Genomic DNA, 24,886 nt, shown 5'->3' on the forward strand with positions numbered 1-24,886 from the left:
CTGACTCAGCGAGGCGGGCCTCAGAGGTTCCGGTTCAGCCCACAAAGATGCAGAACGGGTGGCCGGCCGGATCGGCATACACATATAACGGCTCGTCCGGAGCGTCAGTGCGGTCAAAAAGAAGTTTCGCCCCGAGTTCCAAGGCCCGGGAATGCTGTTGGTCCAGGGATTCCCGGTCCGGAACGGTGAAATCGAGGTGCAGCTGCATCGGCACGTCAGGCGACGGCCATGTGGTGCGCTCCAGGCGTTCCACCAGCTGGAAAGCCAGCACGGCACGGCCCTGAACATCGGTGAGGACCAGCCAGTCAACCTCCTCGGCGGCGCCGTCGGAAGCGCCGTCGGCCGCCGGTTCGTCGCCTGGCCGGTATCGAAGTCCGAGAAGCTTCCGGTAGAACTCGGCCAGTCCCCGGACATCCGTGGTGTCCAGGACGGTGTGCAGCAGCTGCGGGAATTCACTCATGGCGCGAGGGTAGCGCAGGAGGGCCAGTGGTTCCTGCGTAGCCGCGCTGGTGTCGCCGGCCCAATGTGATGTCGCACGCTTCCCGCCATAAGCGGAATAGGAACAGTCTTTCTCCCGGTTGCGCTTGGTATACCAATCCGGCCCAGGACTACTTTGGTCCGGCTGCAACCGAGAGAAAGACCGTTCGTGAAACTCTTTACCCCGCTGACCGTCGGCACCATGGAACTGCCCAACCGCCTTGTCATGGCACCGATGTCCCGCGTCCGCGCCGACCGCAGCGGCGTGCCCACCGACATCATGGTAGAGCACTACCGCCAGCGCGCCTCCATGGGCCTAATCATTAGTGACGGCATTTACCCCTCCTTCACCGGCCAGGGCAACGCCCTGATGCCCGGCCTGGTCACCGAGGACCACGTCACCGGCTGGAAGCGCGTCACCGACGCCGTGCACGCTGCCGGCGGCCGGATTGTCGCCCAGCTCATGCACTCCGGACGCGTAGCCCACGAGAACATCAACGGCGGACGCCAGCCGGTGGCCCCCAGCGCCATCGCCCTCGAAGGCATGGCCCACACCTACGAGGGCAAGCAGCCCTACCCGGTGCCGCACGCCCTGACCGAAGCCGAACTCCCCGGCATCGTGCAGGACTTCGTTTCCGCCGCGCAGAACGCGATGAAGGCAGGGTTCGACGGCGTGGAGCTGCACGGTGCCAACGGGTACCTGCTGCAGGAATTCCTCTCCCCCGTCTCCAACACCCGCACCGACAACTACGGCGGCTCCCCCGAGAACCGGGCACGCCTGCTCATCGAGGCCTTCCGTGCCGTAGCCGAAGCGATCGGCGCCGAGCACACCGGCATCCGCATCTCCCCGGAGCACAACATCCAGGGCGTGCTGGAAACCGACCGCGAGGACGTCACCGCCACCTACACCGCCCTGGTGGACGGCATCGCCGATCTGAAGCCGGCCTACCTGTCCATCCTGCACAAGGACCCGGCCGATGAGATGGTCCAGGCCCTGCGCCACCGCTTCGGCGGCCCGGTGCTGCTGAACACCGGCTTCGGCACCGTCACCACCCGTGATGACGCCGTCATGCTGCTCGAGGAGAACCTGGCCGACGCCGCCGTCGTCGGCCGCCCCGTCATCGCCAACCCGGACCTGGCCCGCCGCTGGCAGGAAGACCACCCGCTGAACGAGCTCGACCAGGCCACCGTCTACACCGACGGCGCCGCCGGTTACACGGACTACCCGGAGCTCGCCCCGGTTTCCTAACCCAAACCGCTCGACGACGGCCCCTCCGCATACCGCGGAGGGGCCGTCGCTCTCTGCCGGGGAATTCTTCTACAGCAGAGGCGGTTTGTTCCCAGAGAGACCCCGCGCGAACACCGCGGTCAATCCAGCTGAACACCACCGAAGGAGTATGCAATGCCAACACTGGGAATCATCGGAAGCGGAAACATCGGATCGGCCGTCGCCCGGCTCGCGGTTGCGGCGGGCATGAACGTTGTTATCGCCAATTCGCGGGGACCTGAAACACTCTCGGACCTGGTCGCCGAGCTGGGACCGCTGGCCACCGCCGGAACTGTGGAAGACGCAGCGAAACTCGGCGACGCCGTCGTGCTTTCCATTCCGCTTAAGGCGGTTTCCGACCTGCCTGACGGGTTGCTGGACGGAAAAATTGTCCTGGACACGAGCAACTATTATCCGTCCCGGGACGGGCGCATCGCCGCCCTCGATGACAGCAGTGTCACCACGAGTGAACTGGTGCAGAGCTGGCTTCCCGGAACGCAGTACGTCAAGGCATTTAACAACATCCTGGCCCATCACATCCCGCTGCTGGCCCGGCCCAGCGGCGCCGCAGACCGGTCCGCTCTGCCCGTCGCCTCCGACGACGAATCGGCCAAGGCCGAGGCGGCGGCACTCATCGACGCGTTGGGGTACGACGTGGTCGACGCCGGAACCGTCGCCGAAAGCTGGCGGTTCGAGCCGGACTCCGCAGGCTACACCCGCCTCTATCTGGCGGATGCGAGCACACCCGATGACCAGCTCATGAGCTCGGTTCCCGGCACAATGCCCACGGAGAAGGTCCGGTCCGCGCTGGCGTCAGCCACCCGCGTGAACGTGTCCGACCGCGTCTTCTAAGCCGCCCCCGGTTCCCTCACCGAAACGAACGACGACGGCAGGCCTCCCGCATCACGCGGCAGGCCTCCCGCATCACGCGGGAGGCCTGCCGCTTAGGGTGTAGGGATGACTGCACGCAGAGAAGATGCCCGGCGACTCTCCGCAGTGCTCGCCGCTCATGATGATGCCGGTGTCCGGGCCCTCGTCGATGCGGCGGAAACGGTGGGAGTGGGCATCGGCGGAACCACCAAGACGGTCCTTATCAATGGCACCACAGTCTTCCTGAAACAACTGCCGCTCACCAGTGGAGAGGAGCAGGATCCCACCTCCACCGCCGGCCGGGCGCACCTTCCCTTCGCCTGCCACTACGGGATAGGCAGCCCGAGCCACGGAGCCGGGCGGGAGCTTGCGGCACACCGGATCGCCTCCGAATGGGTTCAGACGGGGAAGGCGGATTTTTTCCCGCTGCTTCTCGGCTGGCGCGTGGTGGACATGCCGTGCGGGCTGGACCTGCACGAATTCGACGGCGATGCTCCGCCACGCCAATGGGGATCCCACTGGCCGCAGGTCCGGGAACAGGTCACGGCGATGAAGGATGCCACCAGCAGCCTGGTGCTCTTCCTCGAGTACGTTCCCGAGACGCTCGGCGCGCGGGTGCGCCGAAGCCTCGGCGAGGACCGGGGCGAGGCAGTCTTCGTGGACGCGGTCCAACAGATCCTGAAGGCCACGGATTGGATGCGGGCCGAGGGCTTTCAGCACTTCGACGTGCACCCGGGGAACATCCTCGTCCGGGAGGGCACCCTGCTTTTTACTGACTTTGGACTGGCCCTTCACCGGGGGTGGAACCTCACGGTGGAAGAAGCAGCATTCATGCCCGCCCACGAAGGCTACGACCGCGACACCGCCCTCATGCACCTGTTCCACTGGGTCTTGTTCGAACTGGGTTTCACCACCGGCCCGCAGCGTCTGGCATTGTTACGCGCTGCCGCCGCCGACCCTGCCACGCGGGCACTGGCTCCGGTCCGTGCGGCCCTGGGCGGCGGCGCGGACCTGATCGCCCGCAATGCTGCCGCGGCCGTCCACATCACCGAGATGTTCGCAACCCTGATGCAGGATGCGTCCGCAACCGGGTACACGGACGCCCACGGACGGCACCGCTCCGTGAGTTCGTCCTAGCCTCAGCGTTTTAGCCAGCGAGCCCGGCAGCGACGAGATAGCGTCCCGCTACCCACCACTGGCCGTAGAGGAAAACCACCGTCATCACCGACAGCAGGACGTACGAATAAAAGCGGGCCTTGGGCCGCAGGTCCGTCTTCTCCTTTCGGCTCATCCATGCGAAGCGGAGATGCATGAACATGAACAGGAGCATAAAGAACGGCGCGGATACACTGCCCGAAGTGCGTCCGCCGACCTCCAGGCGTGTGTTCCACGGAATGGTGGCCAGCAGGTAGCAGGAGAGGGCGATACTGCACACCAGGGCGGCGGCGCTGACCATGCCGGAGAACCGGACACACCGCTTCCCGAGAGCCCGGTCCCTTCGGGTCAGCTCCCCCATCGGGTGGGACTTTCCCTTCCCGGTGCCCACGTCTCCCTGCGCTATGGCCCGCAGCTCGGGAGTGAGGTTGGCTCCCTGAGCGCTGAGCATTTCGGCCCGGCGCACGGTCCGCTTTTCCCACGCGAGTCCGGACATCGGGAGGATGACAGCCGTGGCCAAGGCAACCAGAGTGCCGACCCCATCCCACCAGAACACTGTTCCCCCTTATACCGCCAGGGGTGATGAACTGCCCGGCTCCGGAAAAACACTATCCTGCGCGGGCGGTGCGGCTGGAATCGGCGGGGACCGGGCGCGGCGGGATGGCCGGTCCGGTCCTACGCGGGTGCTGTCGGCCCGGGCCTACGCGGGTGCTGCCGGGCCGGTGGGCCAGCGCAGCAGCGCAGCGACATCCGTGCCCTGGGGCAGGACGCCGCCGGGCACCAGAAGGACACTGGCATCCGTCAGGGCCGCGGCCCGCAGCAGCGCGGCGGGCGCCGGCACTCTTCCCAGCTCCTGCGCACCGAGCGCCTGCTCCCCGGCACTGGCAACCCACGGTTCAGCTCCGAGCGCCAGCAGGCGGCGTTCGGCAAGTGCGCCGTCGTTCATAATCAGCACCTCCACCTGGGCCTGCTGCAGGGCATGCAGCACAGCACCAATGCCGGTGGCCGACTGGGGGTTGGCCTGGCCTTCCTGCTGGGCCAGCCGGTCCATGATGTCCTGCTGCTCGGCCGCCCACTGCAGGGCGATCCGTTCCTGGACCTCGTCCTGCAAACCTTCGGCAGGTGCACCGCCGGTGTGGGTGTGGGCACCCACAAAGGTCACCAGGTCCCGGTGAGCCTCGGAGATTTGCTCCTTCACCAGGGTCCGGGCGCGGATGTCCCCGGCCAGGGCAATCAGCCGGGCTCCGCTGCGGTCCACGATGCGGTCGATCGATTCGGCAACCTGGTCCGCGTTGCGGCGCCACGTTTGTTCGGTCCGCCGCTGCAGCTTGTCGTGCGACCAGCCGCCCCCGGGAATCTTATGAATACCCTCCGTTGACCCCTCGACGGCCTGCACATTTGCGGGGCCGGTCCGGCCTAGGTATTCCAGCTGGATCTCGGCGCCCTCACGGGAGACTTCGGCAACGACGTACGGGAATTCCTCCGGGCGGTGTTTGAGCAGCGGCAGCAGATCCGGAATTGCGTCAACGGTAATCCGCTCCGGCGCAACCAGTTCCCCGGCCAGCAGTTCGTTCAGCTCCACGGTGCCCTGGCGGACGAGGACAAACCGCGACACCGGAGCCGGCTGCCCCTGGGCCGGTGCCGTGGCCTGTTCCATGGCCACCAGGTCCTCGTTGGGGGCGCCCTGCTGTGCCAGTGCTTCCCGGATGTTGCCGGGGCGGACTTCAGCGGCTTCGAGGCCGTCCACGGTTCCGGCTCCCGCGTCAAAGTATGCGGTGCACCACGGCCCCTGTTTCCGGTAAAGCTCTGCGTACTTATGGAGGTTCTCAGTCATCGTTTTCCCTCTCGCCGATCGCAGTCATCACTTGTCCTGGTTTGCAGCACGGGCCAGCGCTCCCCCGCCTCCCCTGCCGTTCCCCATCCCGCGCTGCACCCGCGACCGCAGCGTTCCCGCTCCCGGTCCCGCGAGCTGGTCCAGGTACGCGGACCGCCCGGCGATGCTCATCACGAGGGTGAGGGTTGGCCCGGTGACCAGGAGCCCGTAACCGGTGGTGAAGCGTCCGTCCGTGGCCCGCAGCTGGAACCCGTCAGCCATGGAGCGGCTGGGAACCGCAAAGTCCCGACTCGTATAAAAGTCAGCCACGGCAGCCAGCGCTTCCGGTGCCGGAGTCCGCGGAATTCCCAGCGGCTGGCGGATGTCCTGCGCATGGACAACAACTTCACCCAGGTAGGCGGCCGTATGGGAGGAGGGTGCGATGGTGCTGTCGATGACACCCCGGAACTGGTCCAGCGTCTCGGCGGGAGTGCGGCCCAGATGTTCAACGAGGCGCCGCTGGTTATGTACATCGGGGCGGAAACGGGCGGCAATCATGCTTTGCAGCCATTGCCGCTGATTCATGCTGGCACCCGCAGTGAGGTGGGCAAGCACCTGTTCCACGTTCCACTGCCCGCACAGCGTCCCGTGCTGCCACTGCTCCGTCGACAGCCCGGCCAGATCCTCGGCCAGCGCCGCCCGCTCGGCGCGGATCAAAGCCCACAGGGGGTCCTTCTCACTGCTGTTGTTCATCTCGGTCACTGTCCTGTACTCATGCACCTTCAAGCGCCACACATCCTGAACTCGGTAACCAACCGGAGACGCTCACGCTACCGCCGGCGGACTGCTGCCGCCACGGTGTTCAGCGGATTGGTTGGCTTTTGCCCCCGATGGGTTCCCATGGGACACGGCCATGCAGGAAGGTTCGGCTGGCGCCGAACGCCGCGGCCGCCGGTAGGCTCACCCGAATGGGGAAATCTGCGCCTTCGCTGCGCCCGCTGCTGCTTCCAATCACTGTTGCCGTCCTGTGGCTCATGACCGCACTGGCGGGTCATCTGCTGCTGACCACGGGGCAGCCGTCAGCCGGCCCGGCGCTATCCACGCTTTTGTTTCCGAACACCCTGCCGGACCGCATGAGCTATCTGCTGGACGGCCCCGGATTTGCAGTGGCCGCTGGAATATCGGCGGTGGCCGTGGCAGCGTTTGCGGCTCTGCTCATGCCCGCCGTCCGCCGCAGCGGCACGGAAGGGACGGTGCCCCGCGGCACCGCATTCCTTGCGGCGTGGGCCTGCCTGGTCCTGGCCTCGGTGGCCGGTTCCGCAGTTCTCGGCGCCGGCCTGGTGGTGGCGGAATGGCCGCCTTCCCGGAAAATCTACATCTTCGATTCGGTGATGCCGCTGCTGTTCTCCGGCGCCTATTGGGGTGTCATCTGGGGCTGGGTGCCGGCCCTACTGGCCGCATACTCCGGCACACAGCGTCAAGCCTCCCCCGGCCACGTGCGGTCCGACGGCGGTGCGGGCCGCCGCTGGAACCGCCCCCTGGCTGTTTTCACCGCAGTCTCCCTGACCCTGCTGGTGATGATGCCGACGCTGAAAACGGACCCCAACACCGGCGCCGTCATCGAACCCGAAGTGCTTCCCACGCAGGAACCCGTGGTTTACGGGGCGGAGCCGGTAGGCCCTTCCCTGGGTGCGGCGGATCCCGGCTGGTGCACCGGAGACGAGGTCCTGTCCACGGTTGGCGGATGGGATGCCGCCACCGGACACCGCGGCGCCAGGATCATCATCCAGAACACCGGCGACCGAACCTGCATCCTGCAGGGCTACCCGGATCTGGCGTTCGAGGACACCGACGGCTGGGCCATGGGCATCACCGCGGTGCACGGCGGCTCGTTTATGACCGAGGACACCACCGGCGGTCCCATCAGCCTTGCCCCGGGGCAGGCTGCCTCCGCCGACATCGGCTGGAACGGAACCTCCGGGGCCGGCATGTCCAGGGTGGGAACCCTGCTGGTGGCACCCTTCGCCGGCACCCTGCGCCAGGAGCTGGAAGCGGACATTGACCTGACCGAGCCCGGCTTCCTGACCGTGACGCGGTGGGCGCCGGCTGCTGCGGGCGCCTAATCGCTGTTGATCCTAGACGCTGTCGATCCTAGACGCTGTTAACCCGGCGGGCCGGCAGCAGCGGGGCAAAGAACGCGGCAAGTTCCGCCGTCGCCGTCAGTGGCAGGACGTTGGCCACATACTGATCCGGGCGCACGACGACGACGGCGCCCGAGCGGTCCAGTCCGCGGGCCTCGAAGATGTCCTCCTGGGGATCGGCGCCGAAGACCTTGGCCAGGTTGGTCAGGCCAAACGGTCCCACCTGCGGCGTGAACACAGCAGGCACGGACGTGATGTTGATGCCGGTGTGATCCTGCTGGTAGATGACCTTGACGTCGAACCATGCGTCCGGGTCCAGGCCGTCCGGGGTGGTAACCAGCGGAGAGTCCGGGGCCTCCGTGAGCCAGCGGGCAAGATCCGTCACCGCCGACGGCTCCCCGGCCCGGGCGGGATCGGCAAAAACGTACATCCGCCATTTGCCGTCCGCCTCGGCCAAATGGCCCAGCTGGACCGGGTTGGTGTCGCAGACCCGGCGGACCGGTGCCGATTTGAAGCGCTTGCCGATGGGGAATCCGGAGGCCAGGTCCTGGTGCTTCGCTTCCGCGACAACCATGGACGGCGCGTACTGGGTCATGAATCCGGCCGGGAATTCAGCGGTGCTGACGTAAAAGTCCTCCAAATCCGAGGGGTTTTCGAATTCCTCTGGCTTCTTCGCCATGAGGGTGGACCATTCCTTGTCGAAGTCGATGAGGTTCTTCGCCACCACCTGGCGTTCGGCGGAGTAGGTCGAGAGCAGGCTCTCCGGGCTGCGGCCGTCCAGGACATGGCCGAGCTTCCAACCCAGGTTGAAACCGTCCTGCATGGAGACGTTCATGCCCTGCCCGGCCTTGGCGCTGTGGGTATGGCAGGCGTCGCCGGTAATGAACACGCGCGGAGTGCGGGTGCCGATGTCCGCGGGCACGACGTCGTCAAAGCGGTCGGTGAGACGGTGGCCCACTTCGTAAACGCTGTGCCAGGCGACGTTCCGGACATCCAGGGTGTAGGGGTGCAGGATGCCGTTGGCCTTGGCGATGATTTCCTCGATGGTGGTCTTCCGGATGGCACCGTTGTCTCCCTCGGGCACCACCCCCAGGTCCACGTACATGCGGAAGAGGTAGCCGCCCTCACGCGGAATCAGCAGGATGCTGCCGCCGTTGGAGGACTGGATGGCGCACTTGGTGCGGATATCCGGAAAGTCGGTGTTGGCCAGGGCATCCATGACACCCCAGGCGTGGTTGGCCTTGTCGCCGGCGAGGGTGCAGCCAATGGACTGGCGGACCCTGCTGCGGGCACCGTCAGCACCGACAACGTATTTGGCCTTCACGGTGCGCTCGGAGCCCTCCTGCTCGCCGGCGGTGTGCGCGAGGGTCACAGTGACCGGGTACTCGGCGCCGTCGTCGATCTCCAGTCCGCGGAACTCGTACCCGTAGTCCGGCACCATCCGTGCGGGGGCGTAGGCCATGTACCGCGCGAAGTAGTCCAGCACGCGGGCCTGGTTGACGATCAGGTGCGGGAATTCGCTGATCCCGGTTTCGTCGTCGAGCGCCCGGCCGGAGCGCGCAATGTTGGCTGGCTCCTCCGGGTCCGGGCGCCAGAACGCCATCTCGGTAATGCGGTATGCCTCGGCTGTGATTTCCGCGGCGAATCCGAAAGCCTGGAAGGTTTCCACGCTGCGCGCCTGGATCCCGTCCGCCTGGCCGATGGCCAGCCGGCCGCTGCGGCGCTCCACAATCCGGGTGGTGACGTTGGGGAACCGCGACAGCTGCGCCGCCGCCAGCATCCCGGCCGGTCCGGAGCCCACAATGAGCACGTCCACTTCCTCCGGAAGCTCACTGGGGCGGTCAATGCCGACGCCGGCAGCGGGGTGGATGCGCGGGTCTCCGGATACGTAGCCGTGATGGTGGAACTGCACGCGGTGGTCCTCACTTCGTTGTGGTGGGTGTGTACGTAGGCTACTCCATCGTGACCCCGCTCAGCCGGGCCACCGCCTCCGGGTCGCGGTGGTCAAAAAAGAGCGAGTGTCCGGTGTCCAGATCGGCGATGGCAGCCATTTCCTGCGGGCTGAGCTCAAAGTCGAACACCTGCATGTTCTCCGCCATCCGGTCCGGCCGCACTGACTTCGGAATCACCACCACCCCGCGCTGGATCAGCCAGCGCAGCACCACTTGGGCGATGCTCTTGTCATGCGCCGCGGCAATGTCGGTCAGCGTTGGATCGGAGAAGAGATTGTTTTTCCCTTCCGCGAACGGCGCCCAGGACTCATGCCGGACGCCGCGGTCACTCATCAGCTGATTTTCGACGGCCCGCTGGTAATACGGGTTCGTTTCGATCTGGTTGACGGCGGGGGTCACCTCGTTGTGGATGATCAGGTCCACCAGCCGGTCAGAGGAGAAGTTGGAAACGCCGATGGCCCGCGCTCCGCCGTCGTGATGGATCTTTTCCATCGCCCGCCATTCGCCGTAAACGTCGCCAAAGGGCTGATGGATCAGGTACAGGTCCACATAGTCCATGCCCAGAAACTGCAGGGATGTGTCAAAGGCCCGCTGGGTGGTGGCCTCGCCGTTGTCCTGGATCCAGAGCTTGGTGGTGATGAACAGTTCGTTCCGCGCGATGCCGCTGTTCCGCACTGCTCGTCCGACGGCGTCCTCATTCTGGTACGCGGCGGCGGTGTCCAGGGACCGGTATCCGGCGGCCAGCGCTGCGGTCACTGCCTCCTCGGTCTGATCCGGAGGAACCTGGTACACGCCGAAGCCAAGGATCGGCATTTCGACGCCGTTGTTCAGGGTGACATATTCCATGAGTTTTTCCTTTCGGTGCCCGGCAGAATCCCTTCGAGGTTACAAGCGGGCGGCGGCCGGCGGGAGGGTGCCAGAGCCGGTAGAGCCGGGCCGGAACGTATTAGCCCGGCATCTTTATCCAAGGGTGAGATGATTCGTCGAAAGACCGCCGCACCGCCGGCCGATACTGCAGCTCCCGGCACGGACCGGGGAACGGAGAAAGCCCATGACTCAAGCCCCTGCCTCCCCTCAGCCGGGTAGCCCCGCCACCTCGGGCATTTTTGCCGGCTCGGGGATTTCCGCCGGGTCGGGCAGCGCTCGGCGGGATCAACTCGCTGCGGCATATGCCGACGTCGTGCTGGACAACCTGCGCCGGCCCTACCCCTTCGCCTCCCATCATGTGGAGGCCTCGCCGGCGGACCGGCCGAGCCCGCGCGAGCTGCACCCGAGTTTCCACACGTCCTTTGACTGGCATTCCTGCGTCCACATGCACTGGCTTGGCGTGAGCCTGCTGGAATATGGGCTCGACGCCGGCCGGGACGCCGCACTGCGGGCGGAGCTGGAGGCGACGCTGACCCCGGAGAACCTCGCCGTGGAGGAAGCGTATTTGCTGGCCCATCCCGGGTGGGAGCGGCCCTACGGATGGGCATGGCTGGTCCGGCTTGCCGCAGCCGCCGCCTCCTCAGCCGATCCGCAGATCCGCAGCTGGGGAGCAGCCCTGGATCCATTGGTGGATACCGTGGCGCAGCTGGTGGCGGGGTGGACGGTGCGGGTGGAGTATCCGGTGCGGCACGGCGTCCACACCAACACCGCCTTTGGCGTGGGCATGCTGTACAGCGCGTTTCAGTCGCTCGGCCGGACCGAAGCGGCGGCGGCGTGTGCCGCGGCCGCCCGGCGCTGGTTTGGTGGTGACACTAACTGGGCCGCGGACTGGGAACTGAGCGGTCAGGATTTCCTCTCGTCCGGTCTCAGCGAGGCGGACCTCATGGCCGGCATCCTGGATCCAGTGGAATTTGCCGCGTGGTTTCCGTCCTTCCTGCCCGGTTTGGCGCCGGCGTCGCGGATCCTTCAGCCGGTGTCCGTTACTGACGAGACGGACGGGTACATGGTCCACCTGCACGGGCTGAGCCTCTCCCGCGCCGGCCAAGCGGCGAGGATTATCACGGCACTCGACGCCTCCGGGGCCGCAGGCACTGCGAGCGCCGCGGTGCTCCGGACGGCGCTGGACCCACTGCTCAACACCGGATTGGAAGCAGTGGTTACGGCCGAATTCATGTCCTCGCACTGGCTGGCAAGTTTCGCGTGGGACGCGCTCAGCAGCAGGGACCAGCTGCCGGGTGCAGCCGGGCAAGCAGACTAGGACCGGGCATCAGCCGTACCAGGCATCAGCAGCGGAACAAGGAAGGCATATGAATTGGCTCGAATGGATTTGCGTGTGCGGCTGCTCGGGAAAGTGATGGGCCCGTTCTCGGTCTCGCACAAAAGCGATGCACAGGTCCTCGCCGACCAGCGGCGCACCATTAGTCACAATCCCGCGGTCGACTGGCTGCTGGGCGGCCTCGCGCCGGGGGTGGATGTGCAGAACGAGACTGCATCCGGTGCTGAAGGCCGGATTCCGATCCGGATCTACCGACCCCTGGACACCGCGGGCACCCTCCCCCTGGTGGTGCTGATCCACGGCGGCGGATGGAGCCTGGGGACGCTGGATATTTATGACGGCATCGCCAGCACCATCGCCCGGGACGCGGGCGCCGTCGTCGTTTCCCTGGCCTACCGGCTGGCGCCGACGCACCGCTGGCCGGCCGCCGCCGAAGACTGCTATGCGGCGCTGCTCGATGTCGCATCCCGTGCTCATCAGTGGGACGCCGACGCCGGCCGGCTCGCCGTGGTGGGCGACAGCGCCGGTGGGAATTTGGCCGCGGTGTTGACGCTAATGTCCCGGGACCGGTCCGGTCCCGCGATCACCTTCCAGGGGCTGATCTATCCGGCCACCGACTTCACGATGAGCAGCCCCTCCATCGAGGAGAACACCAACGCGCCTTTGCTGACCAAGCGGGACATGCTTCGCTACCGAAGCCTCTACCTTCCGCAGGAGAAGGACTACAGGGAACCGTATGCCTCTCCCCTGCTGGCCCCGGACCACACCGGGCTGCCGCCGGCGCTGATCCAAGTGGCCGAGCATGATCCCCTGCGCGACGACGGGCTGCGGTACGCCGACGCGCTGCGCGCGGCCGGCGTGCCGGTCCGTGTCACCACCTACGTGGGGATGCCGCATGGGTACCTCGCTTTCCCCCGGTTATGCCGCAGCGCTCCGCAGGCACTGGCTGAGCTGTCTGCGGAGCTGCGGCGGGACCTGGGGGCCGAGGCCGGCGCATAGTTTCCTCACGCGGCCTCGGCTGCTTCCTCAGTACCGAAGCCCGAGCAGTCGGTTAGCCATGACGGCCGCGGGGAAACAGGGTTGTTGTAAGGGCCACAGCACCGGCCAGCAACGCACCAACCCCCAGGACGACGAGTCCGGTGGGGAAACCACTGGACGAGGTGCCCGTTTCCGCCAGTTCAGTGGGACAGGGACGTCCCGGCGCTCCGGTTTCGGGATTAGTCACCGTACCGTCCGGCGCCACAGTTCCGCCCGACTGGCCGGGTGCTTCAGTAGAGCCGGGCTGGCCGGGCTGGCCGGGTGCCACCGTGGTGCCGGGCTGGCCGGGTGCCGCCGGCACACCGGGCTGACCCTCCTGTCCGGACGCTGGAGCGGATGCCGCCGGCAGAGCCGAGGGGCAAACGCAGACTGAGGGACCGGACGCGCCCGCCCCGGAGCCGCCCTCGGTGGCTGTGCCTTCAGGGGTGGGCCCGGCCGTACCGGAACCCGTCGGCGTCGGAGATGCCGTGGGGGCGTCCGTCCCGGTGGGCGTCGGCGAACCGGTGGGTGTGTCGGTACCGGTCGGTGTCGGCGAATCAGTAGGCGTCGGTGTGTCCGTTGTCGGCGTCGGTTCCGGCGTCGTCGGTGTCGGTTCCGGCGTCGTAGGCGTCGGTTCCGGCGTCGTTGGCGTAGGGGTAGGGGTAGGTGTCGGTGTAGGTGTGGGTGTCGGTGTAGGTGTGGGTGTCGGTGTCGGCGGACAGGGGGTTTCCGAACATCCGTTGGCGAGGATCTCAGCGCTCCGGACCGGGTCCAACTGCCATGCGGCACTTCCGTTGTAGCCCTCAAACGGCGGGATGATATCCCCGGCGTGGCTGTCGTGGCCGTTGCCGCCAAACACCGTGGACGTGCTGACATTCAGGAAATTGTAGACTCCCTCCGGCTGCCCCTGGGGGTGGTGACAGAGGCTGATCTTCTTATCTCCCGAGGAACCGTCGTTCTGTGTCGGCACGCCCAGAGCTTGCGTGGGCCCTGCTATCCCGAGCAAAGCGAGCAGCAGTATGACGAGGAAACTGGGGACTATTCCCCGGATTCGACGGGTATGTTTCATGACGGTGGCGCTCCTGCCTGCGAGTCAGCACTTCTGAGGAGTTTGCCCGGCACACGAGGCAGGGCGGAATCCACGCCATGCGGTGAATGGAATCAGCGCTGATAGCGGGGACGACACCATCCGGTTGGCATGGTGTTCGTAACGCAGCCCGTGGGATTACTGCTGGTCCTATCGAGATTACGCAGCAGCCGCGTGGCGAAATAGGGTATCTGCTCGTACTGTCGCCCGCAGTTCCAACTTTCTTGTGCGCATTTAGTTTCGATCCCTCCCTCTGCCCCCGGGGACCAGCACTTGGAGCTGATCATGTTCCGCAGCACCAAGGGTGTCAACGAACTCTTGACATAGTCGGTATGTCAAGTTCTAATTGACATATGAATACACGACGGCTTTTCTTTTGGTTGGCGCTCACCCTGCTGATTTTGGGCATTATCTTGGGCGGCCTCTTTGTCGTCCTCGATCTCGAGGGGTTCTTGGGAGGCATGTGCGCCGGCGCCGGTGTGATGCTCATGGTCCTCGCCGCGTACATTTTTGGCCGGTACATCTGGTGGGAGCGCGGGGGCCGAACGGATGGCACCGAGTGGCTGCCCAGCCGGGAGCGGAAAGATTGGCTGCCCAGCCGTGACCAAGAGGGCCACTCATGATGGATCAGTCCGGCACCGACCTGCAGGAACAGATCGGCGCACTAATCCTGGGCAGCTACGAGGACGCAGGCAACCTAACAGAGGCGGATCATCTCGCGCTGGTCCGCAGGGCCGGCGCCGCAGAACAAGCCAGTCAGCAACTGCAGCACCGCGCGGTTGCGGCGGCACGCAGCGCGGGTGTCAGCTGGGCCGCCCTGGGCCGAGAGCTGGGCATGACCCGGCAGGCAGTGCAGCAACGCTTCGGGAGCCGCCAGGAGGACACGGCAACGGATGCCCGGGAACGCTGGCTGGGCCCGGTCACTGCCTTCGACGAAATGGCCGAACTGGAGCTTGCCGGAAAGCTGGGCTGGCGGACCATCGGCGTGGACGTGCTGAGGCACCGGATGCTGCGGACCGATACCCAGTGGGAACACCGCCGGGTGTTGTGGGCCAGGCCCACCCACCACTATGAGTCCGACGGCTGGCAGGTGGGATGCCGCGCCTTCCCTTGGCTGTACCTCGTGCGTGACTTGCACAAAGCTCCCGAGGCGGGCGACCGCTCTCCAGGACCGAGCAGCTCCGGCATAAGCTGGCCTACACCATGACAAACAACGATGAGCTGTCTCACTACGGACCGATCCGAGGAGGATCGGCTTATCGGGAGTCCGCACAGCGTCTGCCGTTCGACATTTCCAGTCTGTCAGTCACCGGCCTGGTCATCATCTGCGAGCTCGATCATCCGGTTCCAGGGAACTCCAAACCCTCGCTGAGCACGAAGATCACCCAGTATCTCCGCTTATCCGACGACTCGATGATTCGCCTCGACATGGACCGGGGAGTCTCCACGGTCAAGCTCGGGCGTACGGCTGCGGTTTCCTGGAAACGCTCAGCTGCAGACGTGATCTCGGAAATTCTTACGCTGGTGCAGGCGGACGCACCCGAACCCGGCTCATTTCCGTGGGAGCAGTACGCGCACGCCGCCCGGCTGCGGGGAATCTCCACAGATGCCGAGGCACTGCGCGGTCTCCCGCACACCGTCCTGTTGTCGGATGCGCTCGCCACAATCCACGAATTCTGATCGACTATCTCCCATCTGATGTCATTCCAGCAGAGGAGCGCCAGCCATGGGCAAAGTAGTTATGTACGGTTCGGTGTCCGTGGACGGATTCATCGCGGACGAGAACGACCAGCCGGGACCGCTGTTCGACTGGCTGCTCAACGGCGTGCCATTGGATGAAAGCGGCGAGGTGAAGGTGTCCCAGGCGTCCTACAACTACACCCGGCCGTACTGGGACCAGATAGGGGTGACCATCGCCGGCCGCCGGGTCTTCGATTTGACGGACGGCTGGGGCGGGGTGCCTCCAAGCGGGATCGACCATGTGGTGATTGTGACGCACAGGCCGGAGCCCGAGGGCTGGCACCCCGGGACGCCCTTCCACTTCATTGACGGCGTCGAGGCCGCCGTGGCAAAGGCCCGGGAGCTTGCTGGTGAGCGCATCGTCGAGGTGGCTGCCGGCGACGTCGGCGGCCAGATGTTTGCCGCCGGGCTGGTCGATGAGGTGCGCATGGACGTCGTGCCCGTCGTGCTTGGCTCCGGCAAGCGCTTCTTCGGGCCGGTCCACGCGCAGCACCTGTTGGAGGAACCGGACGCGGTGGTTCAGGGCAACCGGGTACTCCACCTGCGCTACCAGGTGCGCCGATAAGGTGAGGTCAGCGCATGCTCTTCCGGAGTGCCCCGAACGGCTCCCAAAAGTAGTCAAAACTATCCTGCGCGCTGCCAAGGAACCGCTGGGTGAAAACGACGCCGATGTCCCCGTCCGGGTATACGGCGGCGCTGACGCCGGACCCGCCGGACCAGCCCCACATCCCCGGTGCCGACCAGGATGCGCCGGGACCGATCTGGACGGCAGTCATAAATCCCCAGGACTCATCCGGGCCGGCCATCTCCACCATGCCCACACGCTGCCGCGACGTGAGCTGGTCATCCGTCATCTGCTGTCGCAGTGCCGGAGGGAGCACTGTGTCTCTCGCCAGCGCGGAGAGGAAGGTCAGGAAATCCGGGACGGTGGACACCATCCCTCCGGCCAGGGATTCGAACTGCGGCGGCTGGGCCATCGCATCGCGGTAGTCCACCGCTTCGCGCAGTCCGCCCCCGCCGTCGGCCTCATACATGGTGGGAAAGCGCTCGGCGCCGGTGGGGAAGCCGGTGCCGGCCAGGCGGAACGGCCCGCTGATCCGCTCCTGAATGAGCTGACGGAGCGGAGTAATGGCTGCCACCGGCAACAGCACCGAGAGCACGTCGGCGCACGCGTGATACATCCACCGGTCCCCCGGCTGATGTGCCAGCGGCAGGCCGCCGACGCGGGCCATGTATTCCTCCGGCGTCATCGCCGGCGGATTTGGTCCCCACAAGAGGTCCCGGGTGGCTGCGGCATAGGGCGATGCCGAAAAGTCGATGCCCAGCCCGGCCGTGAAGGTCAGCAGGTGCCGCAAGGTAATGGGCCCGCGCGCCGGCACGGTCATGGACAGCGGCGCGTCAGGAGTCACCAGGACCCGCGGGCTGGCCAGCGCCGGGAGCCAGCGGGCGACGTCGTCGTCCAGTCCCAGCGTGCCATCGGCCACCAGGCTCATCGCCAGCGCACCGCCGATCATCTTGCTCAGCGACGAAATCCGAAACGGGGTGTCCTCGGCCATGGGCTCCGTCCCGGAGTAGTCCAGCGATCCGGTCGCGAAGATTTCGGTCTTGCCGTTAATCCGAACGCCGGCCACCAGACCGGGGCACCAGCCCGAGCGCACGGTTTCGGCCAAGCTGTCCCATAACGGTGCGGCGGTTTCCGGCATGGCTCCACTGTCCGGCAGCTCCGCATGGGGAGTCAACGGTGCCGGAGACGCGCGCTGCTTGGCACGGTAGGGTGTGCGCCATGACTGGCTAACCGACGGCGGCCGGATCATCGACCCGCTGGCGCCCAAGCCGTGGGGTGCCACAGACGGCCAGGTCAAGGACCGGTACGGGCTGCACTGGCTCATCGGGTATGAACCGGCAGCCGGTGCAGCGGATGACGGGAGCGCAACCGGCGCCTAGCCTTACGGCTGCTGGCTCCGTACTGCCGCATACAGCAGCATGTCCCGGCGCTCGCCGGAGATTTCCTGGTGGCTGCGGAGCAGTCCCTCCCGGGAAAAGCCGGCGTACTCCGCGGTCCGGAACGAGGCCGCGTTCCACGGCTCGATCAGCAGCTCCACCCGGTGCAGCTGCGGAAGGGTCCAACCGAAGTCCAGCATGGCGAGCAGCGCGTTGGCGGCAACCCGGCGGCCCCGGGCGCCGGGCGTGACTGCATAGCCTGCCGATGCCCGTCCGGTCTCCAGCTCCCGGATCCACAGGCCGATATGGCCAAGGGGACGGTCGGTTGCGTCATCGGCGATGCAAAAGGCAAACCCGGTTCCCCGGACATGATGCTGACGCTGCCGTTCCACCCAGGCTAGGGCCTGGTCCGCGGTGGCCCCGGCCGGAAGAGTGCCGATGGTCGGGACGTACTCGTCCAGCGACAGGTCCATGGCCATGGTTACGTCGTCGTCACGGAACCGGCGCAGCCGCACTCCTCCGTGGCGCGGATCAACGGCGGGCCAGGGTGGAATGGCGGTCTTCGGGTCCATGGCCACAGCTTGGCATGGCTGCGCCTCCACTCCGGGGAGGCGCAGCCGAGGGCTCCGGACGTCCGCGGACTAGTCCAGGACGGCGGTGGCTTCGATTTCCACGAGGACGCCGGGCTCATACAGCTGAACCACTTCAATCAGCGACGACGGCGGCAGCGGCGAGGGCAGGCCAATCTCCTCGGCCACGGCCTGGGCTCCGGCCATGAATTCACCGATTTTGTCGGTCTGCCAATCGGTGACGTAGAACGTCAGCCGGACAACATCGGAAAATCCTGCGCCGGCTCCGGCCAGGCCGCGGGCCACATTGCGGAACGCCTGCGACACCTGCCCGGCGAGGTCCGACGGAATGGGAGAACCGTCTTCCATGTGTGCCACCTGCCCCGCCACGTACACAAACCGCGATCCGGTGGCCATGGCCACGTGGTGGTAGGGAGCGTTGGGCAGCATGCCTTCGGGGGTAAAGAGTTGTACGGGCATTTGGATCCTCCGGTTTGGGAATTCCCGTGGTTTCGGCAATTCCATCAGGAGTCTGTTTATACTAGGTATCTTTTGGGAACTTCAACGAAACCAGGTGTCATGACGGATACTTACCTTCCTCTGGAACCGGGCCTGAGCATGGACGCGCCGCACCGCGAACTCCTGAGCCAGGTCCTGGACAAGTGGTCCCTGAGCATTCTTAATGAGCTGTGCCAGGCCCCGTGCCGCTTCAATGAACTGCGGCGTGCCATTCCCGAAGTGACGCAAAAATCGCTGACCACCACATTGCGGAGGCTTGAACGCAACGGCATTATCGAGCGCAATGTCCTGGCCACACGGCCGGTCGCCGTCGAATACCGGATGACCCCACTGGGCAAGTCGGCACGCGTGCCGGTGGACGCCCTGCTGACCTGGGCATCGCACTATCTGGGAGAAATTGAACGAGCCCGCGTGGCCTTTGATGAAGCGTCCGACCGCGGCTAACCGGTGGGCTACCTCGTTTTGCCGGCGATCACACGGACCGCGTTTCCCCGGACCGGTCGGTGAAAGCCGCACGGAGATCACCGGCCAGGGCTTCCTCCACCCGGCGGGCCATATCCCGGATCTCCAGGTGGTCGGCGGTCACCAAATGGTCGCGGGTGCTCTCCAGCACCAGGGAGGACTGGCGGCGGATCTCCCCGCGCTGGCCGTCGTTGACCGCGTTGGCCGCGCAGTCCCGCAGCAGCCGCAGGACGGCGGTGAGCACCAGCGGCTCCGACTCTGCGAAGCGGCGCACCGGTCCGCAGACCAGGTCCAAGAAGTAGCGGTAGTCGCGCCCCGCAGTGACCAGGCGCAGCACTCCCGTGGCGTCATAATGCGCTTCCGGCCCCAGCTGGCGGCGCTGGATATCCACCAGCAGGTCAGCGCAGTACCCCATGGAGTGGGCCGCAGTGATGGGGTCATTAATGCTGGGTGAAATCGCCTTGACGGCAATGTCCGTGAGCTGGCGCAGCCCCAGCGCGGCGTCCTGCTCCTCCGTTCGTTCATAGCCAATCTCCATGGCCGCGGCCAGGGCCTCACGCACCGCCGCCATGGGCAGGGTCCCGCCGTCGTCGCTCCACACCCGGGCCGCAGGCGTTCCGACCGTCATCAGGTCCCCCGGCTGCACTTCGATGTGCATGGTCAGCCGGTGCCGGGCCAGCATGTCCACCAGCGGTTTGGCATGCACGGCCTGGATGATCCCGCTGCGGCGCGCCGGCACCGCAGTTCCGCCGTCGGGTTCCGGAAAATCCTGCACTTCCCCGGTCTCGGACCTGGGGTATGTGTCGCGGAGGACGGCGAGGCAGGCCTGACGGGCATTGAGCATCATGGTGTCAACCCGCAGCGATCGGGTGATGTGCCCCATGAACAGCAGCAGCACCACCCCACTGGTAATGCCCAACACGTAGACCAGGCCCACCACCAGCACCGGCACCGGGCGGTCCGGATCCATCCCGTGCAGGCCCGTAATGCTGACCATGAAAGTGCCCATCAGGACCGCAAGCACCATCTGGGTGCGCACGTCGCGGGCAAACTCGCGCAGCAGCCGGGGCGAAAACTGCTGCGAGGCCAATTGCAGGGCCACCACTGTCAGCGAGAACGTGACGGTGACAGCGGTCATGACGCTGGTGGCTACCGCCTGCAGGAGGCCGCTGGCCGCCGCGGTACCCGAAGGCCAAATCCACCGGGCCCATTCCACATCGCTGCCGGGACGAACCTGGAGCAGCAGCAGCGACAGCAGCAGCGCCGCCAGGGATGCACAGGTGGGCCAGAACCAGAGCGAGGCCCGCAGCGACTCGCGGTTGAACCGGAACCGCGGCTCGGGTCCCGGATGGCGCGGACGGAAGGTGGATGAACCATGCCCTGTCTTGCTCATCGGGACCCCTTCGGAGCGGAAACTAGGCCTGATTCATTGTGGCCGGTCCACGGCGGAGGCCCAATCCCAGAGGCCCGTCCCGGCGGTTATATCCCCTGCTTATGTCCATTCCCGGCCAGCCGGCCCAAAATCCGGGCCAGCTCTGCCCGGTCGCCCGGCTCCAAAACAGAAAAGAACTCATCCGCCTCACGCTTCCGGTCCGCCAGCACCGTCTCCCGCAGCCGCTCCCCCGCTTCCGTCAGCACCAGCAGCGCCGCCCGCCGGTCCGTGGGGTGGGCGCGGCGTTCCACCAGCCCCTTAGCCGCGAGGTGGTCGATAACTTCAGTGGCGGAGCGGGGAGCTATGTGCAGCCGCTCCGCCAGCTCCTTCAGCCGCAGCCCGGGCTCACCGCCCTGCGTTCCTTGACTGTCGGCGCCGGAAGCCGCCCTGGCTACCGCACTGAGGGCCCGGAACTGGTGTGGGGTTAGGTCATATGGAGCCAGCTGCTGCATCCAGCGCTTCCGCAGTCCACGGAAGGCCGCATGCATCAGGTCGCCCAAGGCCGCCGGGTCGGCGGAAGAGTTCATCATGGAAACCAGTCTACCCATTTAGCGGTAACCACATAGTGAGGTAACCTCTCTATTAGCCGCGACGCAGATACCCGCGGCATCAGGAGGAACCATGGCTATACCCGAAACGGCCCCAACAGGCCCCGGAAGCGGCAGGGGATCCGGCGGCGGCCGCGGCCCCGCGCGGTTGAACCCCGCAGACAAGAAACAGTTGAAGCGGCACCCCGTGAGCCTGAAGCGCATCATGGCCCTGTTCGCCCCGCACAAGGGAACCATCGCCGTCGTCGTCACGCTCATTACGCTTTCCTCGGTGATCAACCTGGCACAGCCGTTCCTGGTCCGCGCCGTCATCGACGATGCCCTGCCGTCCGGGAACATCCGACTGCTGGTGATCCTGGCGGCCTCAATGGTGGCGGTGGCCGCACTGACGTCGGTGATCGGCGTGGTGCAGACCTGGCTGGCCACCGGCATGGGCCAGCGCGTTATGCATGCCCTCCGCGTGAAGCTGTTTACGCATCTGCAGGCGCAGTCACTGGGCTTCTTCACCCGCACTCGCGGCGGCGAGGTGCAGTCCCGCCTCACGCACGACATTTCCGGCATGCAGTCTGTCGTCACCTCCACCGCCACCGGCGTTGCCTCCAACCTCACCACCACCATCGCCACCGCCGCAGCCATGGCCGCCCTGTCCCCCGGCCTGAGCCTGATTTCCCTGGTGGTCCTGCCCCCGGCGATCTGGCTATCGCGCCGCGTCGCCCAGATCCGGCGCACCGTCACCGACGAACGCCAGCGCGAGCTCGCCGCCCTGCACACCCAGGTGGAGGAAGGGCTGTCGGTTTCCGGAGTCCGGCTGGCCAAGACACTGGGCACCGCGCCGCGCGACGCCGAGCGCTTCCACACCCGTTCGGAAAAGCTTGTCGGGCTGGAGCTGCGCAGCCAGCTTGCCGGGAGCTGGCGGATGGCCACCATGCAGATCGTGTTTGCCGCCATCCCTGCCGTCATCTACCTCGCGGCCGGTTTCCCGGCGACGAGCGGCGGGATGACCATCGGCACCCTGGTGGCGTTTACCGGGCTGCAGGCGACGATTTTCCGTCCGGTCATGGGACTGCTGAACATCGGCGTTCAGTGGGTCACGGCTCTGGCATTCTTCAGCCGCATCTTCGAGTACCTGGATCTGGTGCCGGCCATCAAGGCGCCGGACCATCCCGTCCGGTTGGATCCGTCCACCGTGCGCGGTGAGGTGCGGTTCGAGGGTGTGCGGTTTGCGTACGACGGCGGAACTGACGTCCTGCGCGGGATCGACCTGAACCTTCCGGCTGGGACAACCACCGCCGTCGTCGGCCCCACCGGCTCCGGCAAAAGCACCCTGGCATCCCTGCTGCCGCGCCTGAACGATGTCAGTGACGGCCGCGTCACCATTGACGGCGTGGATGTGCGGGACATTGCGCCCGAGGATCTGGCCCGGATTGTCGGCGTCGTTTCCCAGGAGACCTACCTCATCCACGCCTCGGTGCGGGAGAACCTGCTGCTGGCCGCCCCGGACGCCACCGATGAACAGTTGTGGCAGGCACTGGCCGCCGCGCAGATCGCGGACTCGATCGGCAGCCTGCCGGAGGGGCTCGATACCCTCGTGGGCGCCCGCGGGCACCGCTTTTCCGGCGGGGAGCAGCAGCGGCTGGCCATCGCCCGGACCATCCTGCGCAACCCGCCCGTGCTGGTCCTGGACGAGGCAACCAGCGCTCTGGACAACACCACCGAGGCGCAGGTGCAGCAGGCACTGGAGCGGCTTTCGGCCGGCCGGACCACGCTGACCATTGCGCACCGGCTCTCCACCGTGGAGAACGCCGGGCAGGTGGCCGTCCTGGACACGGGACGGGTTGTGGAGCTCGGCACCGCGCAGGATCTGCGCCACGGCGACGGACCGTTTGCGCGGCTCGCTGCCCGCACGGAGGCCGGGGTGGTTTCCTGACGGGAGTTAGCTGCTGCCGGCGAACCGCAGCCGGAGCATCCGCCCGATAATTCCGACGGCGAACACGAGAATGCCCAGCGCCACCGCCGGGGGTGGCAGGGTTGCGACCAGGACGATGCAGGCCAGCGCCCCCAGCACCTGGAGCGCTTTGGGATAGCGCCGGTCCTCGCCGGGTTGGGTGAAGGCCGCGATATTGGCCACCAAGTAGTACACCAGGACGCCGAAGGAAGAAAAGGCGATGGCCCCGCGCAAATCCGCCACGGCGATCACGGCGCAGATCAGCAGGGCCAGCACGGCTTCGGCCCGGTGCGGCACCTGGTACCGCGGATGCACCGCCGCGAGCCACTGCGGCAGGTCCCGTTCGCGGGCCATGGCCAGCGTTGTTCGGCCCAGCCCCGCGATCAGTGCGAGCAGGGCCCCCAATGCAGCAAGAGCCGCGCCCACGCGGACCACCGGCGCCGCCCAGGATTCGGACCCGGCTTCCACTGCGGCGGCCAACGGGGAAGTTGTCGCCGCCACCCCTTCCGACCCCAGGACCGCCAGGACTGTCACCCCCACCGCCGCATAGACGGCGACGGCGATGGCCAGCGACATTCCGATGGCGCGGGGAATTGTCCGGCGGGGACGGCGCACTTCTTCACTCATGGTGGCTATGCGGGCGTATCCGGCAAAGGCGAAAAACAACAGCCCGGCGGACTGCAGGATCCCGTACCAGCCATGGCCCAGCAGTCCCCCATCAAGGCCGAAGTCCGCCGCGGCTCGAGGTCCTGACCCGATCCAGGCTGCAGCCAGGGCCACGGCCAGCGCGGCAAGGACGAGGGCAACCAGGATGCGGGCCAGCCCGGCTGTTCGGGTGATGCCGTGATAATTCACGGCGGCCAGCACGACGACGGCGGCGACGGCCACCGGCCGCTCCCACCCGGCCGGTGCGGTGTAGGCCGCGAAGGTCATGGCCATCGCGGCGGCGCTGGCGGTCTTCCCGACAACAAACCCCCATCCCGCCAGGTAGCCGGGCCAGGGGCCCAGCCGCTCGCGCCCGTACAGGTAGGTGCCTCCGGAGCGGGGGTAAGCGGCCGCCAGCTGCGCGGACGAGGTGGCATTGCAGAAGGCCACGCCGGCGGCAATCACCAGTCCCAGCAGCAGTCCGGATCCGGCAGCCGCAGCCGCGGGGGTAAAGGCGGCGAAAACTCCGGCTCCAATCATGGAACCGAGGCCGATAATCACGGCGTCGGGCGTACCCAGGCGGCGGGCCAATTCCGGTTCTTTCCCCATGCGGCCACCATCTCACGGATCGGCACTGCCCACGGGTGATATACGCGCTGCGGCGTGGAAGGCTGGCCTTTCCCGCATTTCTGAGAGGATGGAGGGCATGAAGACGAACCGTGCCGACACCGCCACTGAAGATGGCTTCTTCCCCTGGCCGAAGGAAGTCCCGCAGGAATGGATCCTGCGGGCGCACCCGGTGATCCTTGCGGCCTCCGCCCTGGTGCTCTATCACCAGTTCGCGCCCCTGCCGGCGAGCCCCATGGGCTTTGTCAGTGAGATTTTTGTGCTCAGCACTGCGTATTCCATGCTTGCCGGCCGTGGCCGCAAGAAGCAAAAGCAGGCCAACCCCTCAGCCGGCCCCGGAACTTCAACGGACCCGGGCAGTCAGTCCGGCCCCGGGGACCGCCCGGAGTAGACCAGCCAGCGCAGTCCCCGGCCGGAGCAACCGGCACGGACCGTCTGCCGGGGATGATCGCAGGATGAGAAAAAGCCGGGCCCGA

The 24,886-nt window shown here is 66.6% G+C and carries 27 protein-coding genes and 1 pseudogene; 14 read left to right on the forward strand and 14 right to left on the reverse strand.

Annotation, left to right across the window (positions count from 1 at the left end; genetic code table 11):
- Nucleotides 1-34: 34 nt before the first annotated feature.
- Entirely contained in the window at nt 35-460 is a 426-nt protein-coding gene (locus AAE021_RS07250; RefSeq protein WP_342024944.1) for a VOC family protein, read from the reverse strand.
- Nucleotides 461-679: 219 nt separating this feature from the next.
- On the opposite strand from AAE021_RS07250, the gene AAE021_RS07255 reads away from it, so the two are divergent.
- The 3 genes from AAE021_RS07255 to AAE021_RS07265 all read left to right on the forward strand — a co-directional run bounded on the left by AAE021_RS07255 (nt 680) and on the right by AAE021_RS07265 (nt 3,751).
- Complete coding sequence (locus AAE021_RS07255; protein WP_342025343.1) at nt 680-1,726, forward strand: alkene reductase; 1,047 nt, start codon at nt 680-682, stop codon at nt 1,724-1,726.
- A gap of 153 nt (nt 1,727-1,879) precedes the next feature.
- A complete protein-coding gene (locus AAE021_RS07260; protein WP_342024945.1) occupies nt 1,880-2,596 on the forward strand; it encodes an NADPH-dependent F420 reductase in 717 nt (238 codons plus the stop codon).
- 105 nt (nt 2,597-2,701) lie between these two features.
- A complete protein-coding gene (locus AAE021_RS07265) occupies nt 2,702-3,751 on the forward strand; it encodes a hypothetical protein (RefSeq protein WP_342024946.1) in 1,050 nt (349 codons plus the stop codon).
- A 10-nt stretch (nt 3,752-3,761) separates the two neighbouring features.
- Here the strand turns inward: AAE021_RS07265 and AAE021_RS07270 are convergent, their stop codons facing one another.
- The 3 genes from AAE021_RS07270 to AAE021_RS07280 all read right to left on the reverse strand — a co-directional run bounded on the left by AAE021_RS07270 (nt 3,762) and on the right by AAE021_RS07280 (nt 6,335).
- Nucleotides 3,762-4,325, reverse strand: coding sequence for a hypothetical protein (locus AAE021_RS07270; protein WP_342024947.1), 564 nt, complete (start codon nt 4,323-4,325; stop codon nt 3,762-3,764).
- 144 nt (nt 4,326-4,469) lie between these two features.
- Nucleotides 4,470-5,603, reverse strand: a complete 1,134-nt coding sequence (locus AAE021_RS07275) for a Vms1/Ankzf1 family peptidyl-tRNA hydrolase (protein ID WP_342024949.1) — start codon at nt 5,601-5,603, stop codon at nt 4,470-4,472.
- A gap of 27 nt (nt 5,604-5,630) precedes the next feature.
- On the reverse strand, nt 5,631-6,335 hold the full coding sequence (locus AAE021_RS07280; protein ID WP_342024950.1) for a maleylpyruvate isomerase family mycothiol-dependent enzyme: 705 nt from the start codon (nt 6,333-6,335) through the stop codon (nt 5,631-5,633).
- A 215-nt stretch (nt 6,336-6,550) separates the two neighbouring features.
- Between AAE021_RS07280 and AAE021_RS07285 the strand changes: the two genes are divergently transcribed.
- On the forward strand, nt 6,551-7,705 hold the full coding sequence (locus AAE021_RS07285) for a DUF4232 domain-containing protein (protein ID WP_342024951.1): 1,155 nt from the start codon (nt 6,551-6,553) through the stop codon (nt 7,703-7,705).
- 28 nt (nt 7,706-7,733) lie between these two features.
- On the opposite strand, the gene AAE021_RS07290 is transcribed toward AAE021_RS07285, so the two are convergent.
- Both AAE021_RS07290 and AAE021_RS07295 read right to left on the reverse strand, forming a co-directional pair.
- The gene (locus AAE021_RS07290; RefSeq protein ID WP_342024952.1) at nt 7,734-9,635 is read right to left on the reverse strand and encodes an FAD-binding monooxygenase; all 1,902 of its coding nucleotides are present in this window, start codon (nt 9,633-9,635) and stop codon (nt 7,734-7,736) included.
- A 40-nt stretch (nt 9,636-9,675) separates the two neighbouring features.
- Nucleotides 9,676-10,521, reverse strand: coding sequence for an aldo/keto reductase (locus AAE021_RS07295; protein WP_342024953.1), 846 nt, complete (start codon nt 10,519-10,521; stop codon nt 9,676-9,678).
- A gap of 205 nt (nt 10,522-10,726) precedes the next feature.
- Between AAE021_RS07295 and AAE021_RS07300 the strand changes: the two genes are divergently transcribed.
- Nucleotides 10,727-11,860, forward strand: a complete 1,134-nt coding sequence (locus tag AAE021_RS07300) for a DUF2891 family protein (RefSeq protein ID WP_342024954.1) — start codon at nt 10,727-10,729, stop codon at nt 11,858-11,860.
- Between the two features lie 63 nt (nt 11,861-11,923).
- Nucleotides 11,924-12,877 (forward strand): alpha/beta hydrolase, encoded by a 954-nt coding sequence (locus AAE021_RS07305; protein ID WP_342024955.1) that lies wholly within the window; start codon nt 11,924-11,926, stop codon nt 12,875-12,877.
- Between the two features lie 52 nt (nt 12,878-12,929).
- On the opposite strand, the gene AAE021_RS07310 is transcribed toward AAE021_RS07305, so the two are convergent.
- Nucleotides 12,930-13,217: a hypothetical protein gene (locus AAE021_RS07310; RefSeq protein WP_342024956.1), complete on the reverse strand. Its 288-nt coding sequence runs from the start codon at nt 13,215-13,217 to the stop codon at nt 12,930-12,932.
- A 235-nt stretch (nt 13,218-13,452) separates the two neighbouring features.
- Nucleotides 13,453-13,632 (reverse strand): hypothetical protein, encoded by a 180-nt coding sequence (locus AAE021_RS07315; RefSeq protein ID WP_342024957.1) that lies wholly within the window; start codon nt 13,630-13,632, stop codon nt 13,453-13,455.
- 703 nt (nt 13,633-14,335) lie between these two features.
- Between AAE021_RS07315 and AAE021_RS07320 the strand changes: the two genes are divergently transcribed.
- Genes AAE021_RS07320 through AAE021_RS07335 form a run of 4 tightly spaced genes read left to right on the forward strand, consistent with a single transcriptional unit; the run spans nt 14,336 to nt 16,287 of the window.
- Nucleotides 14,336-14,605: a hypothetical protein gene (locus AAE021_RS07320; protein WP_342024958.1), complete on the forward strand. Its 270-nt coding sequence runs from the start codon at nt 14,336-14,338 to the stop codon at nt 14,603-14,605.
- Nucleotides 14,602-15,189, forward strand: coding sequence for a hypothetical protein (locus AAE021_RS07325; protein WP_342024959.1), 588 nt, complete (start codon nt 14,602-14,604; stop codon nt 15,187-15,189). Before AAE021_RS07320 ends, AAE021_RS07325 begins: the two co-directional genes overlap by 4 nt.
- Nucleotides 15,186-15,662: a hypothetical protein gene (locus tag AAE021_RS07330; RefSeq protein ID WP_342024960.1), complete on the forward strand. Its 477-nt coding sequence runs from the start codon at nt 15,186-15,188 to the stop codon at nt 15,660-15,662. Before AAE021_RS07325 ends, AAE021_RS07330 begins: the two co-directional genes overlap by 4 nt.
- Nucleotides 15,663-15,708: 46 nt before the next feature.
- On the forward strand, nt 15,709-16,287 hold the full coding sequence (locus tag AAE021_RS07335; protein WP_342024961.1) for a dihydrofolate reductase family protein: 579 nt from the start codon (nt 15,709-15,711) through the stop codon (nt 16,285-16,287).
- 7 nt (nt 16,288-16,294) lie between these two features.
- Here AAE021_RS07335 and AAE021_RS07340 read toward each other — a convergent pair whose 3' ends face one another.
- Nucleotides 16,295-17,425 carry a serine hydrolase domain-containing protein gene (locus AAE021_RS07340; RefSeq protein WP_342024962.1) on the reverse strand — a complete coding sequence of 377 codons (1,131 nt, stop codon included), beginning with the start codon at nt 17,423-17,425 and terminating at the stop codon, nt 16,295-16,297.
- Nucleotides 17,426-17,513: 88 nt separating this feature from the next.
- Between AAE021_RS07340 and AAE021_RS07345 the strand changes: the two are divergent.
- Nucleotides 17,514-17,666: pseudogene (locus tag AAE021_RS07345) on the forward strand (VOC family protein); the annotation flags it as partial.
- A gap of 2 nt (nt 17,667-17,668) precedes the next feature.
- On the opposite strand, the gene AAE021_RS07350 reads toward AAE021_RS07345, so the two are convergent.
- Both AAE021_RS07350 and AAE021_RS07355 read right to left on the reverse strand, forming a co-directional pair.
- The gene (locus AAE021_RS07350) at nt 17,669-18,235 is read right to left on the reverse strand and encodes a GNAT family protein (RefSeq protein WP_342024963.1); all 567 of its coding nucleotides are present in this window, start codon (nt 18,233-18,235) and stop codon (nt 17,669-17,671) included.
- Nucleotides 18,236-18,304: 69 nt separating this feature from the next.
- Nucleotides 18,305-18,712, reverse strand: a complete 408-nt coding sequence (locus tag AAE021_RS07355) for a RidA family protein (protein ID WP_342024964.1) — start codon at nt 18,710-18,712, stop codon at nt 18,305-18,307.
- Nucleotides 18,713-18,811: 99 nt separating this feature from the next.
- Here AAE021_RS07355 and AAE021_RS07360 point away from each other — a divergent pair, with 99 nt between their 5' ends.
- Complete coding sequence (locus AAE021_RS07360; RefSeq protein ID WP_342024965.1) at nt 18,812-19,195, forward strand: helix-turn-helix domain-containing protein; 384 nt, start codon at nt 18,812-18,814, stop codon at nt 19,193-19,195.
- A 28-nt stretch (nt 19,196-19,223) separates the two neighbouring features.
- Here the strand turns inward: AAE021_RS07360 and AAE021_RS07365 are convergent, their stop codons facing one another.
- The gene (locus AAE021_RS07365; protein WP_342024966.1) at nt 19,224-20,606 is read right to left on the reverse strand and encodes a DUF2254 domain-containing protein; all 1,383 of its coding nucleotides are present in this window, start codon (nt 20,604-20,606) and stop codon (nt 19,224-19,226) included.
- 86 nt (nt 20,607-20,692) lie between these two features.
- Nucleotides 20,693-21,175, reverse strand: coding sequence for a MarR family winged helix-turn-helix transcriptional regulator (locus tag AAE021_RS07370; RefSeq protein ID WP_342024967.1), 483 nt, complete (start codon nt 21,173-21,175; stop codon nt 20,693-20,695).
- A 91-nt stretch (nt 21,176-21,266) separates the two neighbouring features.
- Here AAE021_RS07370 and AAE021_RS07375 point away from each other — a divergent pair, with 91 nt between their 5' ends.
- Nucleotides 21,267-23,120: an ABC transporter ATP-binding protein gene (locus tag AAE021_RS07375; protein WP_342024968.1), complete on the forward strand. Its 1,854-nt coding sequence runs from the start codon at nt 21,267-21,269 to the stop codon at nt 23,118-23,120.
- Between the two features lie 6 nt (nt 23,121-23,126).
- Here AAE021_RS07375 and AAE021_RS07380 read toward each other — a convergent pair whose 3' ends face one another.
- The gene (locus AAE021_RS07380; RefSeq protein WP_342024969.1) at nt 23,127-24,392 is read right to left on the reverse strand and encodes an APC family permease; all 1,266 of its coding nucleotides are present in this window, start codon (nt 24,390-24,392) and stop codon (nt 23,127-23,129) included.
- Between the two features lie 97 nt (nt 24,393-24,489).
- Between AAE021_RS07380 and AAE021_RS07385 the strand changes: the two genes are divergently transcribed.
- Nucleotides 24,490-24,801, forward strand: a complete 312-nt coding sequence (locus AAE021_RS07385; protein WP_342024970.1) for a hypothetical protein — start codon at nt 24,490-24,492, stop codon at nt 24,799-24,801.
- Nucleotides 24,802-24,886 lie beyond the last annotated feature (85 nt).

Source organism: Arthrobacter citreus, assembly GCF_038405225.1.
Classification (GTDB): domain Bacteria; phylum Actinomycetota; class Actinomycetes; order Actinomycetales; family Micrococcaceae; genus Arthrobacter_B; species Arthrobacter_B citreus_A.

Excerpts from the sequence above, each read along its gene's own strand:
- AAE021_RS07250 (WP_342024944.1), bottom strand. The coding sequence starts at position 460 with ATGAGTGAATTCCCGCAGCTGCTGCACACCGTCCTGGACACCACGGAT.
- AAE021_RS07255 (WP_342025343.1), top strand. The coding sequence starts at position 680 with ATGGAACTGCCCAACCGCCTTGTCATGGCACCGATGTCCCGCGTCCGC.
- AAE021_RS07260 (WP_342024945.1), top strand. The coding sequence starts at position 1,880 with ATGCCAACACTGGGAATCATCGGAAGCGGAAACATCGGATCGGCCGTC.
- AAE021_RS07265 (WP_342024946.1), top strand. The coding sequence starts at position 2,702 with ATGACTGCACGCAGAGAAGATGCCCGGCGACTCTCCGCAGTGCTCGCC.
- AAE021_RS07275 (WP_342024949.1), bottom strand. The coding sequence starts at position 5,603 with ATGACTGAGAACCTCCATAAGTACGCAGAGCTTTACCGGAAACAGGGG.
- AAE021_RS07280 (WP_342024950.1), bottom strand. The coding sequence starts at position 6,335 with ATGAACAACAGCAGTGAGAAGGACCCCCTGTGGGCTTTGATCCGCGCC.
- AAE021_RS07285 (WP_342024951.1), top strand. The coding sequence starts at position 6,551 with ATGGGGAAATCTGCGCCTTCGCTGCGCCCGCTGCTGCTTCCAATCACT.
- AAE021_RS07295 (WP_342024953.1), bottom strand. The coding sequence starts at position 10,521 with ATGGAATATGTCACCCTGAACAACGGCGTCGAAATGCCGATCCTTGGC.
- AAE021_RS07300 (WP_342024954.1), top strand. The coding sequence starts at position 10,727 with ATGACTCAAGCCCCTGCCTCCCCTCAGCCGGGTAGCCCCGCCACCTCG.
- AAE021_RS07305 (WP_342024955.1), top strand. The coding sequence starts at position 11,924 with ATGGATTTGCGTGTGCGGCTGCTCGGGAAAGTGATGGGCCCGTTCTCG.
- AAE021_RS07315 (WP_342024957.1), bottom strand. The coding sequence starts at position 13,632 with ATGTTCGGAAACCCCCTGTCCGCCGACACCGACACCCACACCTACACC.
- AAE021_RS07320 (WP_342024958.1), top strand. The coding sequence starts at position 14,336 with ATGAATACACGACGGCTTTTCTTTTGGTTGGCGCTCACCCTGCTGATT.
- AAE021_RS07325 (WP_342024959.1), top strand. The coding sequence starts at position 14,602 with ATGATGGATCAGTCCGGCACCGACCTGCAGGAACAGATCGGCGCACTA.
- AAE021_RS07330 (WP_342024960.1), top strand. The coding sequence starts at position 15,186 with ATGACAAACAACGATGAGCTGTCTCACTACGGACCGATCCGAGGAGGA.
- AAE021_RS07335 (WP_342024961.1), top strand. The coding sequence starts at position 15,709 with ATGGGCAAAGTAGTTATGTACGGTTCGGTGTCCGTGGACGGATTCATC.
- AAE021_RS07340 (WP_342024962.1), bottom strand. The coding sequence starts at position 17,425 with ATGCCGGAAACCGCCGCACCGTTATGGGACAGCTTGGCCGAAACCGTG.
- AAE021_RS07350 (WP_342024963.1), bottom strand. The coding sequence starts at position 18,235 with ATGGACCCGAAGACCGCCATTCCACCCTGGCCCGCCGTTGATCCGCGC.
- AAE021_RS07355 (WP_342024964.1), bottom strand. The coding sequence starts at position 18,712 with ATGCCCGTACAACTCTTTACCCCCGAAGGCATGCTGCCCAACGCTCCC.
- AAE021_RS07360 (WP_342024965.1), top strand. The coding sequence starts at position 18,812 with ATGACGGATACTTACCTTCCTCTGGAACCGGGCCTGAGCATGGACGCG.
- AAE021_RS07365 (WP_342024966.1), bottom strand. The coding sequence starts at position 20,606 with ATGAGCAAGACAGGGCATGGTTCATCCACCTTCCGTCCGCGCCATCCG.
- AAE021_RS07370 (WP_342024967.1), bottom strand. The coding sequence starts at position 21,175 with ATGATGAACTCTTCCGCCGACCCGGCGGCCTTGGGCGACCTGATGCAT.
- AAE021_RS07375 (WP_342024968.1), top strand. The coding sequence starts at position 21,267 with ATGGCTATACCCGAAACGGCCCCAACAGGCCCCGGAAGCGGCAGGGGA.
- AAE021_RS07380 (WP_342024969.1), bottom strand. The coding sequence starts at position 24,392 with ATGGGGAAAGAACCGGAATTGGCCCGCCGCCTGGGTACGCCCGACGCC.
- AAE021_RS07385 (WP_342024970.1), top strand. The coding sequence starts at position 24,490 with ATGAAGACGAACCGTGCCGACACCGCCACTGAAGATGGCTTCTTCCCC.